This window comes from Pseudomonas sp. PvP025 (assembly GCF_017832155.1).
In the GTDB taxonomy this organism is placed as follows: domain Bacteria; phylum Pseudomonadota; class Gammaproteobacteria; order Pseudomonadales; family Pseudomonadaceae; genus Aquipseudomonas.
Window position 1 is genome coordinate 781,471 of the sequence record NZ_JAFIBJ010000001.1, and the last position, 15,924, is coordinate 797,394.

The window sequence follows — 15,924 nt, forward strand, 5'->3', positions numbered from 1 at the left end:
AATCGGAGATCGACCCCCATGAGCCAGGAACTGCGGCTTGTTCGGCGCATTACGCTGAAACTGATTCCCTTCCTGATCCTGCTGTACCTGATTGCCTACGTGGACCGTTCCGCCGTGGGCTTTGCCAAGCTGCACATGGGCGCCGACGTGGGTATCGGCGACGCGGCCTACGGCCTGGGCGCCGGGCTGTTCTTCATTGGCTACTTCCTGTTCGAGATTCCCAGCAACCTGATGCTCGACCGCTTCGGCGCGCGGCGCTGGTTCGCGCGGATCATGATCACCTGGGGCGTCATCACCATCGGCATGGCCTTCGTGCAAGGCCCGCACAGCTTCTATGTGATGCGCTTTCTGCTCGGCGCGGCGGAGGCGGGTTTCTTTCCCGGGGTGCTTTACTACATCACCCAGTGGTTCCCGGTGCGCCATCGCGGCAAGATCCTCGGGCTGTTCATCCTGTCCCAGCCCATTGCGATGATGATCACCGGCCCCGTGTCCGGCGGCCTGCTCGGCATGGACGGCATTCTCGGCCTGCACGGCTGGCAATGGCTGTTCATCGTGATCGGCACCCCGGCGATCCTGCTCACCTGGCCGGTGCTGCGCTACCTGCCGGATGGCCCGCACCAGGTCAAGTGGATGAGCGAGGACGAAAAAGCCTGGCTCAGCGGCGAACTGCACAAAGACCTGCAAGCCTACGGCCAGACCCGTCACGGCAACCCGCTGCACGCCCTCAAGGACACGCGCGTGTTGCTGCTGGCGCTGTTCTATCTGCCGGTGACCTTGAGCATCTACGGCCTGGGCCTGTGGCTGCCGACCCTGATCAAGCAGTTCGGCGGCAGCGACCTCACCACCGGTTTCATCTCCGCCGTGCCCTATCTGTTCGGCATCATCGGCCTGCTGCTGATTCCGCGCAGTTCCGACCGTTTGAATGATCGCTACGGCCACCTCGCTGTGCTTTATGTGCTGGGCGCCATCGGCCTGTTCTTCAGCGCCTGGCTGAATGCGCCGGTGCTGCAGATGGCCGCGCTGTGCCTGGCGGCATTCGCGATGTTTTCCTGCACGGCAGTCTTCTGGACCTTGCCGGGGCGGTTCTTTGCCGGCGCCAGTGCGGCGGCGGGCATTGCGCTGATCAACTCGGTGGGCAACCTCGGTGGCTACATCGGCCCGTTCGTGATCGGCGCGCTGAAGGAATACACCGGTAATCTGGCGTCGGGCCTGTATTTTTTGTCTGCGGTGATGCTGTTCGGGCTGGTGCTGACCCTGGTGGTCTATCGTCTGCTCGAGCGCCGGCATGTACTGCCTGTCGACCAGTTCGCCGCCAGCGCCCGTGGCGCCACACGTACTTAACTCAGGAGAACAGATATGCGTTTAGTCCAGTTCGAATTGCGCAACGGTGAGCGTCGCGTCGGTGTTGTCGATGGCGACACGTTGCGTGAAGTGCAGGGCGCCCACAGCGTGCGCGAATTGGCCCTGGCGGCCATCGACGCAGGCGTGGGCCTGGCGCAGCACGTCGAGCGCCTGGGCCTGGGCGACCGCCATGATTACCCGGCGCTGCTCGCCGACCTGAAGATCCTGCCGCCGCTGGACCACCCGGACCCGGCGCATATGCTGATCAGCGGCACCGGTCTGACCCACCTGGGCAGCGCCTCGGCGCGCGACAAGATGCACCAGCAGGCCGGCGACGAAGGCGCGATGACCGACACCATGCGCATCTTCAAATGGGGCGTGGAGGGCGGCAAACCCGCAGCCGGTCAGGCGGGCGTGCAGCCAGAGTGGTTCTACAAGGGCGACGGCAGCACCGTGGTGCGCCCGGGCGAGGCCTTCCCGGTGCCGCCGTTCGCCGAAGACGCCGGTGAAGAACCGGAGATCGGCGGCCTGTACGTCATCGGCCCCGACAGCAAGCCGTATCGCCTGGGGTTTGCGGTGGGCAACGAGTTCTCCGACCACATCATGGAGCGCAAGAACTACCTCTACCTGGCCCATTCCAAACTGCGCAGTTGCAGCTACGGCCCGGAGTTGCGCGTGGGCGAGCTGCCCCAGCACCTGGCCGGCACCAGCCGCATCCTGCGCGACGGCGAAGAAATCTGGCGGAACGAATTCCTCAGCGGTGAGGCCAATATGTGCCACAGCCTGGAAAACCTCGAATACCACCACTTCAAGTACCGCCAGTTCCTCAAACCCGGCGACGTGCACATTCATTTCTTCGGCACCGCCACGCTGTCATTCGCCGACGGTATACGTACCCAGGCCGGCGATGTGTTCGAGATCAGCCAGGCCGAATTCGGCGCGCCGCTGGTCAACCGTGTCGGCAGCAGTGCCGCGGCATTCGAACCCGGCAACGTCATCACCCTTTAAAGGAGACCTCACCATGACCCAGTTCCTCGGCCACAATTACATCGGCGGCCAGCGCAGCGCCAACGGCAGCGTCAAGCTGCACAGCGTCGACGCGACCACCGGCGAGGCCTTGCCCCAGGATTTCTACCAGGCCACCCCCGAAGAGGTCGACGCCGCCGCCCTGGCCGCCGCCCAGGCTTACCCGGCTTACCGTGCCTTGAGCGCCGCGCGCCGTGCGCAGTTTCTCGATGCCATCGCCGACGAGCTGGACGGGTTGAGCGACAACTTCATTGAACTGGTATGCCGCGAAACCGCACTGCCGGCCGCGCGTATCAAGGGCGAGCGCGGGCGTACCAGCGGCCAGATGCGCCTGTTCGCCACCGTGCTGCGCCGAGGTGATTTCTACGGTGCGCGTATCGACAAGGCACTGCCGGACCGCCAGCCCATGCCGCGTCCGGACCTGCGCCAATACCGCATCGGCCTCGGCCCGGTCGCGGTGTTCGGGGCAAGCAACTTCCCACTGGCATTCTCCACCGCCGGCGGCGACACCGCCGCAGCGCTGGCGGCCGGTTGCCCGGTGGTGTTCAAGGCCCACAGCGGCCACATGGCCACGGCCGAGCAGGTGGCCAACGCGATCATCCGTGCGGCCGAGGCCACCGAGATGCCGGCCGGTGTGTTCAATATGATCTTCGGCGGTGGCGTCGGCGAAGCCCTGGTCAAGCACCCGGCGATCCAGGCCGTGGGCTTTACCGGTTCGCTCAAGGGTGGCCGCGCACTGTGCGACATGGCGGCGGCGCGTGCGCAACCGATCCCGGTGTTTGCCGAGATGTCGAGCATCAACCCGGTGATCGTGCTGCCCCAGGCCCTCGCAGCCCGCGCCGAAACCGTCGCCCGCGACCTGACCGCCTCGGTGGTGCAGGGGTGCGGCCAGTTCTGCACCAACCCGGGCCTGGTGATCGGCATTGCGTCGCCGGCCTTTACCGCATTCACTCGGCAGGTGGCGCAGTTGATCGGTGAACAACCGGCGCAAACCATGCTCAATGCCGGCACCCTGGGCAGCTACGGCAAGGGCCTGGAAAAACTTTTCGCACACCCGGGCATCCAGCATCTGGCAGGCACCGCGCAGGCCGGCAATCAAGCCCAACCGCAGTTGTTCAAGGCCGATGCGCAGTTGCTGATCGACGGCGATGAAGTCCTGCAGGAAGAAGTGTTCGGTCCCACCACGGTGTTCGTCGAAGTGGCCGACCAGGCACAACTCAGCGCCGCCCTGCACGGCCTGCACGGTCAACTGACGGCGACGGTGATCGGCGAGCCGGCCGACCTGCAACAGTTCGCCGAGCTCACCCCCCTGCTGGAACAGAAAGTCGGGCGCATCCTGCTCAACGGCTATCCGACCGGCGTGGAGGTGTGCGATTCGATGGTGCACGGTGGCCCGTACCCGGCGACGTCCGATGCCCGTGGCACCTCGGTCGGCACCCTGGCCATCGACCGCTTCCTGCGCCCGGTGTGTTTCCAGAACTACCCTGACAGCCTGCTGCCCGAGGCGCTGAAGAATGCCAACCCGCTGCGTATCCAGCGGCTGGTGGACGGCACGCCGTCGCGCGAGGCGCTGTAAACAACCCGGATCAGGAGGCGTCATGTCGTTTATCGCCGTTACCCCGCACCGTGCGCAGTTGGGCGAGGGGCCATTCTGGGACGCGCCCACCCAGGCGCTGTACTGGGTGAATATCGCCGGCAAACAGGCCCTGCGCCTGATGGGCGGGCAACTGCAGGTGTGGCAATTGCCCGAGCACGTCTCGGCGTTTATCCCGTGCGAAAGCGGCGACGCGCTGGTGACCTTGAGCAGTGGCGTGTATCGCCTGGACCTGGTCACCGAGGCGCTGACCCTGCTGTGCGTGGCCGACCCGCAGGCGGGCAACCGTGGCAATGAAGCGCGCTGCGATGCCCAGGGCCGGCTGTGGCTGGGCACCATGCAGAACAACATCGGCGAGCAGGGTGAGGACCTGCCCATCACCCGGCGTTCCGGCGGGCTGTTTCGCATCGATGCCGATGCGACGGTCACGCCGCTGCTGAGCGGGCTGGGCATTCCCAACACCTTGCTGTGGAGCGACGACGGCCGTCAGGTGCATTTTGGCGACAGCCTGGACGCCACGCTGTATCGGCATGGCATCCAGGCGGACGGTCAGCTTGAGCCGGCGCAGCTGTGGTTCGGCCCGCACGCGCGCGGCGGGCCCGACGGCTCGGCCATGGACGCCGACGGCTATATCTGGAACGCGCGTTGGGACGGCAGTTGTCTGCTGCGCCTGACGCCTGCCGGGGAGGTCGACCGTATCGTCGAACTGCCCGTCAGTCGTCCCACCAGTTGCGTGTTCGGCGGGCCGGATCTCACCACGTTGTACATCACCAGTGCCGCCAGCCCCTTGGGCCATCCGCTGGATGGGGCGGTGCTGGCCATGGAGGTCGACGTGCCAGGCAAGCCCTGTCACCGCTTTGCCGGATAAACCTTAAAAACGAACATTCAAAAACAACAACAAGGAGTCACCCTATGAATCGTCGTCGTGGTTTGCGTTCCCTGTGCTGCGCCGCTGTCGCGGTGTCGGCCATGAGCCTGAGCGGCCTGCTGCTGGCTGCTGAAGAAGTAAAAATCGGCTTCCTGGTCAAACAGGCCGAAGAGCCCTGGTTCCAGACCGAATGGGCGTTCGCCGAAAAAGCCGGCAAGGAACACGGTTTCACCGTGATCAAGATCGCCGTGCCCGATGGCGAGAAAACCCTCTCGGCCATCGACAGCCTGGCCGCCAACGGCGCCAAGGGCTTTGTGATCTGCCCGCCGGACGTGTCCCTCGGCCCGGCCATCGTCGCCAAGGCCAAGGCCAACGGCCTCAAGGTGATTGCCGTGGACGACCGTTTCGTCGACGCCAAGGGCGCGTTCATGGAAGACGTGCCGTACCTGGGGATGGCCGCGTTCGAAGTGGGCCAGAAGCAGGGCGCCGCGATGGCTGCCGAAGCGAAAAAACGTGGCTGGGACTGGAAGGACACCTACGCGGTGATCAACACCTTCAACGAGCTCGACACCGGTAAAAAACGCACCGACGGTTCGATCAAATCCCTCGAAGAAGCCGGCATTCCCAAGGACCATATCCTCACTGCCGCGCTGAAAACCCTCGACGTTCCGGGCAGCATGGACGCCACCAACTCGGCGCTGGTCAAGCTGCCCAGCGGCGCGAAAAACCTGATCATCGGCGGCATGAACGACAACACCGTGCTCGGCGGCGTGCGCGCCACGGAAAGCGCCGGGTTTGCGGCGGCCAACGTGATCGGCATCGGCATCAACGGCACCGACGCCATCGGCGAATTGAAGAAGGCCAACAGCGGTTTCTTCGGCTCGATGCTGCCCAGCCCGCACATCGAGGGCTACAACACGGCGCTGATGATGTACGAGTGGGTCACCAAGGGCACCGAACCGCCGAAATACACGGCGATGGACGAAGTGACGCTGATCACCCGGGAAAACTTCAAGGAAGAACTGACCAAAATCGGGCTGTGGAAATGAGTGCGGCCGCCCTGCGTTTTGAGGGTATCGGCAAAACCTTTCCCGGGGTCAAGGCGCTGGACGGCATCTGCTTTACCGCCCAGCCGGGCCAGGTGCATGCGCTGATGGGCGAGAACGGCGCGGGCAAGTCGACGCTGCTGAAAATTCTTGGCGGCGCCTACATTCCCAGCAGTGGCTCGGTGCAGATCGGCGCGCAGACCATGGCGTTCAAATGCGCCGCTGACAGCATTGCCAGCGGCGTGGCGGTGATTCACCAGGAACTGCACCTGGTGCCGGAAATGAGCGTGGCGGAGAACCTGTTCCTCGGGCATATGCCGTCGCGCTTGGGCGTGGTCAACGGCGGCCTGCTGCGCAAGCAGGCGCTGGCCTGCCTCAAGGGCCTGGCCGATGAAATCGACCCGGATGAAAAGCTCGGTCGCCTGTCCCTGGGCCAGCGCCAACTGGTGGAAATCGCCAAGGCGCTGTCCCGTGGCGCCCATGTGATCGCCTTCGATGAACCCACCAGCAGCCTCTCGGCGCGGGAAATCGACCGGCTGATGGCGATCATCGCGCGCCTGCGCGATGAGGGCAAAGTGGTGCTCTACGTGTCGCATCGCATGGAAGAGGTGTTCCGCATCTGCGACGCGGTCACGGTGTTCAAGGACGGGCGCTACGTGCGCACGTTCGAGGACATGAGCGCGCTGACCCACGACCAGCTGGTGACCTGCATGGTCGGGCGCGATATCCAGGACATCTACGACTACCGTCCGCGCGAGCACGGTGAGGTGGCGCTCAAGGTCGATGGGCTGCTTGGGCCAGGCTTGCGTGAGCCGGTCAGCTTTGCGGTGCGCAAGGGCGAGATTCTCGGGCTGTTCGGGCTGGTGGGGGCAGGGCGCACCGAGCTGTTTCGGCTGCTCTCCGGGCTGGAGCGCAGCACCGCAGGGCAGCTGGAGCTGTGCGGCGAAACCCTGCACCTGCGCTCACCGCGCGATGCCATCGACGCCGGCGTGCTGCTGTGCCCGGAAGACCGCAAGAAGGAAGGCATCATTCCGCTGTCCAGCGTGGCGGAAAACATCAACATCAGCGCCCGTGGCGCCCATGCCGCGTTTGGCTGGCTGCTGCGCGAGAAGTGGGAGAAGAGCAACGCCGGCCAGCAGATCCAGGCGATGAAGGTGAAGACGCCCAACGCCGAGCAGAAAATCATGTACCTGTCCGGCGGCAATCAGCAGAAGGCCATTCTCGGCCGCTGGCTGTCGATGCCGATGAAGGTGCTGCTGCTCGATGAGCCGACCCGGGGCATCGACATCGGCGCCAAGTCGGAGATCTACCAGATCATCCATAACCTGGCCGCCAGCGGCATTGCGGTGATCGTGGTGTCCAGTGACCTGATGGAAGTGATGGGGATTTCCGACCGCATCCTGGTGCTGTGCGAAGGCGCCCTGCGCGGCGAACAACGGCGTGAACACGCCACTGAATCCAACTTGCTGCAGCTGGCCTTGCCGCGCGGCCCGGCCCACTGAGAGACGACTATGACGACCCAAGACAACGCGCTGCCCAAAGCGCGCAAACCCCTGGACCTGCGCGCGCTGCTGGATAACTGGGCGATGCTGCTGGCGGCGGTGAGCATCTTCGTGCTGTGCGCCTTGCTCATCGACAACTTCCTCTCGCCGCTGAACATGCGCGGCCTGGGCCTGGCGATTTCCACGGTGGGCATCGCCGCCTGCACCATGCTGTTCTGCCTGGCGTCGGGGCACTTCGATTTATCGGTGGGCTCGGTGATCGCCTGCGCCGGCGTGGTCGCGGCCATTGTGATGCGCGACACCGACAGCGTGATGCTGGGCATCGGCGCCGCCCTGGGGATGGGCCTGCTGGTGGGGCTGATCAACGGCATCGTGATCGCCAAGCTGCGGGTCAATGCGTTGATCACCACGCTGGCGACCATGCAGATTGTGCGCGGCCTGGCCTATATCTTTGCCGACGGCAAGGCGGTGGGCGTGTCCCAGGATCAGTTCTTCATCTTCGGCAACGGCCAGTTGCTGGGCGTGCCGGTGCCGATCCTGATCACCATCGTGTGCTTCGTGTTCTTCGGCTGGCTGCTCAACTACACCACCTACGGGCGCAACACCATGGCCATCGGCGGCAACCCGGAAGCGGCGCTGCTGGCGGGGGTCAACGTTGACCGCACCAAGATCATCATCTTCGCCGTGCACGGCCTGATCGGCGCCCTGGCCGGCGTCATCCTCGCCTCGCGCATGACCTCGGGCCAGCCGATGATCGGCCAGGGTTTCGAGCTGACGGTCATTTCCGCCTGCGTGCTGGGCGGGGTGTCGCTGAGCGGCGGCATCGGCATGATCCGCCACGTGATTGCCGGCGTGCTGATTCTGGCGATCATTGAAAACGCGATGAACCTGAAGAACATCGACACGTTTTATCAATACGTGATCCGCGGCTCGATCCTGTTGCTGGCGGTGGTCATCGACCGCATGAAGCAACGCTGACCTCAAGCCTTACGAGGAACCAATGTGGGAGGGGGCTTGCTCCCGATAGCGGTGAATCAGTCAACACATCAGTCGCTGACCCACCGCCATCGGGAGCAAGCCCCCTCCCACAATTTCAATCGGCGGAGAATTTGAAGATTGTGTTCTGGGTGTAGGTCTGCCCCGGGTTCAAGCGGGTCGAGGCAAAGTTGGGCTGGTTGGGCGCATCCGGAAAATGCTGGGTCTCCAGGGTAAACCCGCTCCAGTGCAGGTACGTCTTGCCGGCCTTGCCCTTCACTGAACCATCGAGGAAGTTGCTGGTGTAGAACTGCACTCCCGGCTCGCTGGTGTAGAGCTGCAGACGGCGGCCCGACTCGGGGTCATGCACCTCGGCAGCCAGTTGCCTGACGTCGCCCTTGGTATCCAGCGCCCAGTTGAAGTCGAACCCGCCTTGCTTGGGCTCGGCGAACTTGAGCTGCGGGTGATCGTCCTTGATGTGCTGGCCGATAGGCGTGGGTTTGAGGAAGTCCATCGGCGTGCCCGCCACCGGTGCCAGTTCGCCGGTCGGAATCAGCGTGGCATTCACCGGCGTGTAGTGGCTGGCGTGCAGGGTGGCAACCTGCTTGAGGATGTCGCCATTGCCCGCGCCGGCCAGGTTGAAGTAGCTGTGGTTGGTGAGGTTGAGCACCGTGGGTTTGTCGGTGGTTGCCTTGTAGTCGATGTGCAGTTCGTTTTTGTCATTGAGGCGGTAGGTGACTTCGGTCTTCAGGTTGCCGGGGAAGCCCATTTCGCCATCCTTGGACAGGTAGGTGAGGGTGACGCCCACCGAGTCCTTGTCCTTGACCTGCGCCGCTTTCCACACATGCTTGTCGAAGCCCTGGGCGCCGCCATGCAGCGAGTTGGGGCCGTCGTTGAGCGGCACCTGGAAGCGCTTGCCGTCGAGTTCAAAGGCGCCGCCGGCCAGGCGGTTGCCGAAACGCCCGATGGTCGCGCCAAAGAACGCGGTGCCGGCCTGGTAGCCTTGCACGTCATCAAACCCGAGCACCACGTCCTCGACCTTGCCGTGCTTGTCCGGCACCTTCAACGACTGCAACACGCCGCCGTAGGTGATGACCGTGGCTTGCATGCCGTGGCTGTTGCGCAGAATGTACTGTTCGACGGGCGTGCCGTCATGGGTCTTGCCGAACGGCTTGTGCTCGCTGCTCAGGCCGGCTGCCTGGGCGCCGCCACTGGCAACCAGCATGGACAGGGCGAGGCCGGAGAGCAGGTATCGAGGGTGCTTCATGGTCGAACTTCCTTTTGTTGTTTTGAGTGGAATAGTTCTACTAATAGCGATATTTTGTCAGTGTGACAGCGAATTTATAGCCTTTAACGCCGATTTCGTAAAATAAAATAAGACTAATTGATCGAGGCAACCGTTATATGAGTATTCCGCAGGCTGTGTATCCCGACCTCAAGGGCAAAACCGTGCTGGTGTCCGGCGGTGCTTCGGGCATTGGTGAGTTCATGGTGCGAGCCTTTGCCGCGCAGGGCGCCAAGGTGGCGTTTGTGGACCGCGCGCAAAGCCAGGGCGAACGCCTGGCGGCGCTGTTGAGTTCGCAGGGGCACACCGTCGAGTTCGTGTGCTGCGACATCACCGACGAGATTGGCTATCGCGCGGCTATCGGCCGGTTCGAGCATTCGCTGGGGCCGATCACGGTGCTGGTGAACAATGCTGCCAATGACGTGCGCCACACCCTGGAGGAAGTCGACTCGGAGACGTTCGACCGGCTGATCGCGGTCAACCTCAAGCATGCATTCTTTGCCGCCAAGGCGGTGGTACCGGGCATGAAAGAGGCGGGCGGCGGTTCGATCATCAACCTGGGCTCCGTCGGCTGGATGATGGCCTCGGCCGGCTACCCCGTTTATGCCGCCAGCAAGGCGGCGGCCCACGGCATGACCCGTGCCCTGGCGCGTGAGCTGGGGCCCAGCCATATCCGCGTGAACACGCTGGTGCCGGGCTGGGTGATGACCGAGAAGCAACTGGCGATGTGGGTGGACGATGCCGCCAGGGACTTGATCGCGCGCAGCCAGTGCCTGCCGGGCAGCGTGTTGCCGGAGCATATTGCCAATATGGCGTTGTTCCTCGCGTCGGACGCGGCGGCGATGTGTTCGGCGCAGAACTTCATTGTCGACGGCGGCTGGGTGTAGGCACACCGATTGGCGCTGGATGGAACGTCGCCCGGCTGGCAGTATCGAAATGTTTCCAACCTACTGTTGCAACCCACGGGAGAACCGAGCATGACTGACTACCAGCCGCCGAAAGTCTGGACCTGGGACGCTGAAAGTGGCGGCACCTTCGCCAGCATCAACCGGCCCATCGCCGGTGCCACCCATGACAAGGCGCTGCCGGTGGGCAAGCATCCGTTGCAGCTGTACTCCCTGGCCACGCCCAATGGGCAGAAGGTCACGATCCTGCTGGAAGAACTCCTGGCGCTGGGGCATACCGGTGCCGAATACGACGCGTGGCTGATCAAGATCGGCGACGGCGATCAGTTCGGCAGCGGGTTTGTGGCGGTGAACCCGAACTCCAAGATTCCCGCGCTGATGGACCACAGCGGCGCCACGCCGATTCGCGTGTTTGAATCCGGCGCGATCCTGCAGTACCTGGCGGAGAAGTTCGCTGCGTTATTACCGACGGAGCCGGCAGCGCGGGCGGAGTGCCTGTCGTGGCTGTTCTGGCAGATGGGCAGTGCGCCGTACCTGGGCGGTGGTTTCGGGCATTTCTATGCCTATGCGCCGAGCAAGATGGAGTACCCGATCAATCGCTTTGCCATGGAAGCCAAGCGTCAGTTGGATGTGCTGGACAAGCGCCTGGCCGAGAGTGAATACATTGCCGGGGATAAATACAGCATTGCCGATATTGCGATCTGGCCCTGGTACGGTGGGTTGGTGTTGGGCCGCCTGTATGACGCCGCAGAGTTTCTTTCGGTGCATGAGTACACCCACGTGATGCGCTGGGCCAAGGCGATCGACTCACGGCCGGCGGTCAAGCGCGGGCGTCGGGTCAACCGGGTGTTCGGCGAGGTTTCCGAGCAACTGGCGGAGCGGCATGAGGCTGCGGACCTGGATTGATTTCAGCGGTTTTGGCTGCCGGGCTCGTTGTGGCGAATGATGGCGAATGGATTTGTAGTGGGGAATGGATTTGTTGTGGGGAGTGGATTTGTTGTGGCGAGCGGGCTTGCCCCGCGTTGGGGCGCGAAGTGGCCCCAAAACCTGCCAATCGGATCTGTCTTACCCTGCGGGGGTGCTTTACTGGGGCTGCTTCGCAGCCTAACGCGGGGCAAGCCCTAATGCCGTTCAGTTAAGCCAACGTGATGCTCGAAGCAACGAGCGGTGCGACTTTTCGGTGTACCTATCGGTTTGTGCGGTAACGGCGGCTTAGGGTTCCGCCCTGACGGCGGCTCACTTTTGAAAAGCGCAAAAGTAAGCAAAACGCTCTTGCCCCAACACTCGGCACCTCGCCCAGGCTCGGTGTGCCCGAACGCAGGCTTTGGAGCGTGGGCCGCCGCGATGGGCCATCCTTGGCCCAGCGCGGCTAACCCGGCGTCCTGCCGGGTTACCCACGCTCCAAAACCTGCGTTCGGCCAGCGTGTTTGACGGGGCGCTTCCAGATCAAAAGCAAAAGCAAAAGCAAAAGCAAAAGCGTGGCGGCCTGAGAGCCGACCGGAATGGTCTGCCGAACGCTGTACAAAATGTGGGAGGGGGCTTGCTCCCGATGGCGTCGGCCCAGAAAACATTGATGTTGAAGACCCACCGCTTTCGCGGGCAAGTCGAATCGTCGCACCACCACTCCCACAGGGAATCTGCGCTTAACTGAACGGCATTAGGGCAAGCACGCTCGCCATAGAGGCGCTCGCCACTGCGGGCACCGTTGCCACAGCGCCTTTACAGATCTTGTAATAGTTTTGCGTTGTGGGAAATTTATATTTCAGCTGTAGGATTCAAGTCCTTTTCCCATCGCAGGACTTGCATGAACACCCTCTTGGACCCTCCCAGTCGTCTTTCCCCAAGACACGCACCGTCGCTGTTCCCGCTCAAGCACCCCGTATTCCGACTGCCAACCCTGTCCCGGTCCACTGATCGCGCACTGCCGTGCCCGGTCTCCTGAAAACTGAACACAGAGACTTATACAAATGGAATGGTTAGCGGACCCAACGGCCTGGCTTGGCCTGGCGACCCTGATTGTGCTGGAACTGGTGCTGGGCATCGACAACCTGGTGTTTATCGCGATCCTGGCGGACAAACTGCCCCCTGAGCAGCGCGACCGTGCGCGGTTGATCGGCCTGTCCCTGGCGCTGCTGATGCGCCTGGGCCTGCTGGCGAGTATTTCCTGGCTGGTCACTCTCACTCAGCCGTTGTTCGAGGTGTTCGACAAGAGCTTCTCCGGCCGTGACCTGATCATGCTGTTTGGCGGTGTATTCCTGCTGTTCAAGGCCACCATGGAGTTGCACGAGCGCCTTGAAGGCCATGTGGCCCAGCGCAGCGGCAATGTGGCGTATGCGATGTTCTGGCCGATCGTGGCGCAGATCGTGGTGCTCGACGCGGTGTTCTCCCTCGACGCGGTGATTACCGCCGTGGGCATGGTCGATGAACTGGCGGTGATGATGATCGCGGTGATTGTTTCCATCGGCCTGATGATCGTGGCCAGCAAACCGCTGACCCGCTTCGTCAACGCACACCCGACGGTGATCATGCTGTGCCTGGGCTTTTTGATGATGATCGGCTTCGCGCTGACCGCCGAAGGCCTGGGCTTCCATATTCCCAAGGGCTACCTGTACGCCGCGATTGGTTTCTCGATCCTGATCGAGATCTTCAACCAGATCGCGCGGGCGCGCCGCAAGAAGTCGGCGCAGGGCGTGTTGCCGGTGCGTGAGCGCACCGCCCATGCGGTGATGCGCCTGCTGGGCGGCCGCCGCCTGGCGGTGGAAGAGGTGGATGACGACGTCGCCGACCTGCTGGGCGAGGCGGATGCCGCCCAGGGCCCACTGTTCGACCGACGTGAACGGGTAATGATCAGCGGCGTGCTGCAACTGGCCGAACGGCCGATCCGCACCCTGATGACGCCACGGGCCAAGGTCGACTGCATCGATCTGGCGGACGATGCCGAGACGATTCGTCGAACACTCATGCACTCGTCCTACTCGCGTCTGCCGCTGATCCGCAACGGCGCGGTGGATGAACCGCTGGGCTTTGTGCACAAAAAGGAACTGCTCAAGGAGTACCTGGCCGGCAACGCGCCTAACCTGGAACACCTCGCGCGCCGGGCGATCAACCTGCTGGACAGTTTCTCGATCCTCAATGCCCTGGAACAGATGCGCCAGGAATCCACCCACATCGCCTTCGTGATCAACGAATTCGGCGACTTCATGGGGGTGCTGAGCATGACCGACATCCTCGAGTCCATCGCCGGCGAATTACCGGACGCCAGCGAGATCGAAGGGCCGGATATCGTCGAGGAGGGCGCGGGCTTTCGCGCCAATGGTGCGTTGAACCTGAACCAGGTGCGTCAGCGCACCGGTTTCAAGGCGGCGGCGACCGAGGACTATCAGACGCTGGCCGGGCTGGTGATGAGCCTGCTGGACCGCCTGCCGGTACTGGGCGATAGCCTGGAGCATGAGGGCTGGCGCCTGACGGTGGCGGCGGTGGAGGAGCGGCGGGTCACACAGGTGGTGCTGGTGCCGTCGGCACGTAGTCTTTAAACACGTCCTCCAGAAATGCTTCCTGGTCCTGCGGGTCACCGATGCCCTTGAGGTTCTCCACCTCCTGGGCATTTTTATACACCACCAGGGTCGGGGTGCCGTCCACGCCTTCGATCTTCGGTGTCTGCGTGGTGTCCAACAGCAGACTCTTGATGCTGTGGGCGTATTTTGCCGCGATGCGTTCAAAGCGCGGGCCGACTCCCAGGCACGCCTGGCAGTAGGGTGAAGTAAACAGAACGATTACCCGCTCGTGTTCCTTGAGGATGCTCTCGTATTCCTTGAGGTCATTGATGACCCTATTTGCAGCGCCCATGACGATCCTCCTTGCGCACCCGGCCTGAACAGCCGCCACCGGTACGCTAAAGCGGCCGATCCTCAGCGTCTACTGTCAACCTTCACAGGTATCAAGCATCGCGGTCACGCTCTATGCGTTCGCGCGCCTTGCGCGCCTGGCCGGCGCATTTGCGGTATTCCTCATTGTCGCGGGACGCCTTCGCCTCGCGGTAGCCATGGTGGTTCTGGCTGGTGTAGTCGACGTTGAACGCCTCCTTGAGTTTCTGCAGTTCTTCCTTGCATTCGCGGCGGTCGTTGCTGGCCCAGGCGCTGTTGGCTGCCAGCAGGGTGAGCAGCAGCAGGGTGAGACGAAGCTTCATCGGGCGCATTCCTTGTCGTCAGAGGTGTGCCAAAGGCTAGTCCAGCGCCGGGATTTTTCCAGAGGGCGCTGCGCCCGGTAACAGGGCGTGACGCACTGGCGTGGCGCTGTCACGCCTGTATGAGGCCCTGGGTAGCACTGCAATAGGAAATGCCGACGCACTGCTGCATTTCGCCGCGCTATTCATCCACTTGATTATCAACAGGTTTATTCCTGCCATGGTGTTCTGTCAGCGGCAGTGGCACACTTTCTGCTGTCTATTCCGTTGTTACATACCAAGTTCCGGTATAGCGGAATATACAGCCCCTGGAGTGCTCGCCATGCATCACCGACCTTTCGTGTTCAACGCGTGTGTTTTTCTTTTCGCCGCCTCGGCGTCCCTTGCCGGCCTGGTGCAGGCGGCGGACAGCAAGCTCGATGCCGTGCTCAAGCGCGGGCATCTGATCGTGGGCACCGGCAGCACCAATGCGCCGTGGCACTTCCAGGGCGCGGATGGCAAGTTGCAGGGGTTCGATATCGATATCGGCCGCATCGTCGCCAAGGGGCTGTTCAATGATCCGAGCAAGGTCGAGTTCGTGGTGCAGTCGTCTGACGCGCGCATTCCCAACCTGCTGACCGACAAGGTCGACATGACGTGCCAGTTCATCACCGTCACCGCCAGCCGTGCGCAACAGGTGGCGTTCACCCTGCCGTACTACCGCGAAGGCGTGGGCCTGCTGCTGCCCAACAACAGCAAATATAAAGAGATCGAAGACCTGCAGGCCGCAGGCGACAGCGTCACCGTGGCCGTGCTGCAGAACGTGTACGCCGAAGAACTGGTGCACCAGGCACTGCCCAAGGCCAGGGTCGATCAGTACGACAGCGTCGACCTGATGTACCAGGCCGTGAACTCCGGGCGCGCCGATGCCGCCGCTACCGACCAGTCTTCGGTCAAGTACCTGATGGTGCAGAACCCCGGCCGCTACCGCAGCCCGACCTACGCCTGGAGCCCGCAGACCTATGCGTGCGCGGTCAAGCGTGGCGATCAGGACTGGCTGAACTTCGTCAATACCGCCCTGCATGAAGCCATGACCGGCGTGGAGTTCCCCACCTACAAGGCCTCGTTCAAGCAGTGGTTTGGCGTGGACCTGCCGGAACCCGCGATCGGCTTCCCGGTTGAGTTCAAGTAAATCGTAAACCCTGGGGCGTCGCCGACGA

14 protein-coding genes are annotated in these 15,924 nt (G+C 63.1%); 11 read left to right on the plus strand and 3 right to left on the minus strand.

Annotated elements, in window-relative coordinates; translation table 11 throughout:
• The first annotated feature begins 18 nt into the window (after positions 1-18).
• The 7 genes from JOE32_RS03195 to araH are packed head-to-tail and all read left to right on the plus strand — an operon-like array spanning position 19 to position 8,355.
• The gene (locus JOE32_RS03195) at positions 19-1,341 is read left to right on the plus strand and encodes an MFS transporter (protein WP_209981364.1); all 1,323 of its coding nucleotides are present in this window, start codon (positions 19-21) and stop codon (positions 1,339-1,341) included.
• A 15-nt stretch (positions 1,342-1,356) separates the two neighbouring features.
• Positions 1,357-2,349 carry an AraD1 family protein gene (gene araD1, locus JOE32_RS03200; protein ID WP_209981366.1) on the plus strand — a complete coding sequence of 331 codons (993 nt, stop codon included), beginning with the start codon at positions 1,357-1,359 and terminating at the stop codon, positions 2,347-2,349.
• 13 nt (positions 2,350-2,362) lie between these two features.
• Positions 2,363-3,943, plus strand: coding sequence for an aldehyde dehydrogenase (NADP(+)) (locus JOE32_RS03205; protein WP_209981368.1), 1,581 nt, complete (start codon positions 2,363-2,365; stop codon positions 3,941-3,943).
• 22 nt (positions 3,944-3,965) lie between these two features.
• Positions 3,966-4,829, plus strand: a complete 864-nt coding sequence (locus JOE32_RS03210) for an SMP-30/gluconolactonase/LRE family protein (protein ID WP_209981370.1) — start codon at positions 3,966-3,968, stop codon at positions 4,827-4,829.
• A 44-nt stretch (positions 4,830-4,873) separates the two neighbouring features.
• Positions 4,874-5,878, plus strand: coding sequence for a substrate-binding domain-containing protein (locus tag JOE32_RS03215; RefSeq protein WP_015372308.1), 1,005 nt, complete (start codon positions 4,874-4,876; stop codon positions 5,876-5,878).
• The gene (gene araG / locus JOE32_RS03220; protein WP_209981372.1) at positions 5,875-7,377 is read left to right on the plus strand and encodes an L-arabinose ABC transporter ATP-binding protein AraG; all 1,503 of its coding nucleotides are present in this window, start codon (positions 5,875-5,877) and stop codon (positions 7,375-7,377) included. Before JOE32_RS03215 ends, araG begins: the two co-directional genes overlap by 4 nt.
• Before the next feature lie 9 nt (positions 7,378-7,386).
• Positions 7,387-8,355, plus strand: a complete 969-nt coding sequence (gene araH / locus JOE32_RS03225; RefSeq protein WP_069665466.1) for an L-arabinose ABC transporter permease AraH — start codon at positions 7,387-7,389, stop codon at positions 8,353-8,355.
• A gap of 115 nt (positions 8,356-8,470) precedes the next feature.
• On the opposite strand, the gene JOE32_RS03230 is transcribed toward araH, so the two are convergent.
• Positions 8,471-9,619: an aldose epimerase family protein gene (locus JOE32_RS03230; RefSeq protein WP_209981374.1), complete on the minus strand. Its 1,149-nt coding sequence runs from the start codon at positions 9,617-9,619 to the stop codon at positions 8,471-8,473.
• Between the two features lie 137 nt (positions 9,620-9,756).
• Between JOE32_RS03230 and JOE32_RS03235 the strand changes: the two genes are divergently transcribed.
• The 3 genes from JOE32_RS03235 to JOE32_RS03245 all read left to right on the plus strand — a co-directional run bounded on the left by JOE32_RS03235 (position 9,757) and on the right by JOE32_RS03245 (position 14,075).
• Entirely contained in the window at positions 9,757-10,524 is a 768-nt protein-coding gene (locus tag JOE32_RS03235; RefSeq protein ID WP_057010163.1) for an SDR family NAD(P)-dependent oxidoreductase, read from the plus strand.
• 90 nt (positions 10,525-10,614) lie between these two features.
• Positions 10,615-11,448 carry a glutathione-dependent disulfide-bond oxidoreductase gene (yghU, locus tag JOE32_RS03240; protein ID WP_209981376.1) on the plus strand — a complete coding sequence of 278 codons (834 nt, stop codon included), beginning with the start codon at positions 10,615-10,617 and terminating at the stop codon, positions 11,446-11,448.
• 1,061 nt (positions 11,449-12,509) lie between these two features.
• Entirely contained in the window at positions 12,510-14,075 is a 1,566-nt protein-coding gene (locus tag JOE32_RS03245) for a TerC family protein (protein WP_209981378.1), read from the plus strand.
• On the opposite strand, the gene JOE32_RS03250 is transcribed toward JOE32_RS03245, so the two are convergent.
• Positions 14,035-14,388: a thioredoxin family protein gene (locus JOE32_RS03250; RefSeq protein WP_209981381.1), complete on the minus strand. Its 354-nt coding sequence runs from the start codon at positions 14,386-14,388 to the stop codon at positions 14,035-14,037. The two genes, JOE32_RS03245 and JOE32_RS03250, sit on opposite strands and share 41 nt — an antisense overlap.
• Before the next feature lie 91 nt (positions 14,389-14,479).
• Positions 14,480-14,728 (minus strand): hypothetical protein, encoded by a 249-nt coding sequence (locus tag JOE32_RS03255; protein ID WP_209981383.1) that lies wholly within the window; start codon positions 14,726-14,728, stop codon positions 14,480-14,482.
• Between the two features lie 319 nt (positions 14,729-15,047).
• Between JOE32_RS03255 and JOE32_RS03260 the strand changes: the two genes are divergently transcribed.
• Positions 15,048-15,896, plus strand: coding sequence for a transporter substrate-binding domain-containing protein (locus tag JOE32_RS03260; protein ID WP_209981386.1), 849 nt, complete (start codon positions 15,048-15,050; stop codon positions 15,894-15,896).
• Positions 15,897-15,924: the final 28 nt, after the last annotated feature.

Coding starts and splice junctions, on each gene's coding strand:
- JOE32_RS03195 (WP_209981364.1), top strand. CDS start 19: ATGAGCCAGGAACTGCGGCTTGTTCGGCGCATTACGCTGAAACTGATT.
- araD1 (WP_209981366.1), top strand. CDS start 1,357: ATGCGTTTAGTCCAGTTCGAATTGCGCAACGGTGAGCGTCGCGTCGGT.
- JOE32_RS03205 (WP_209981368.1), top strand. CDS start 2,363: ATGACCCAGTTCCTCGGCCACAATTACATCGGCGGCCAGCGCAGCGCC.
- JOE32_RS03210 (WP_209981370.1), top strand. CDS start 3,966: ATGTCGTTTATCGCCGTTACCCCGCACCGTGCGCAGTTGGGCGAGGGG.
- JOE32_RS03215 (WP_015372308.1), top strand. CDS start 4,874: ATGAATCGTCGTCGTGGTTTGCGTTCCCTGTGCTGCGCCGCTGTCGCG.
- araG (WP_209981372.1), top strand. CDS start 5,875: ATGAGTGCGGCCGCCCTGCGTTTTGAGGGTATCGGCAAAACCTTTCCC.
- araH (WP_069665466.1), top strand. CDS start 7,387: ATGACGACCCAAGACAACGCGCTGCCCAAAGCGCGCAAACCCCTGGAC.
- JOE32_RS03230 (WP_209981374.1), bottom strand. CDS start 9,619: ATGAAGCACCCTCGATACCTGCTCTCCGGCCTCGCCCTGTCCATGCTG.
- JOE32_RS03235 (WP_057010163.1), top strand. CDS start 9,757: ATGAGTATTCCGCAGGCTGTGTATCCCGACCTCAAGGGCAAAACCGTG.
- yghU (WP_209981376.1), top strand. CDS start 10,615: ATGACTGACTACCAGCCGCCGAAAGTCTGGACCTGGGACGCTGAAAGT.
- JOE32_RS03245 (WP_209981378.1), top strand. CDS start 12,510: ATGGAATGGTTAGCGGACCCAACGGCCTGGCTTGGCCTGGCGACCCTG.
- JOE32_RS03250 (WP_209981381.1), bottom strand. CDS start 14,388: ATGGGCGCTGCAAATAGGGTCATCAATGACCTCAAGGAATACGAGAGC.
- JOE32_RS03255 (WP_209981383.1), bottom strand. CDS start 14,728: ATGAAGCTTCGTCTCACCCTGCTGCTGCTCACCCTGCTGGCAGCCAAC.
- JOE32_RS03260 (WP_209981386.1), top strand. CDS start 15,048: ATGCATCACCGACCTTTCGTGTTCAACGCGTGTGTTTTTCTTTTCGCC.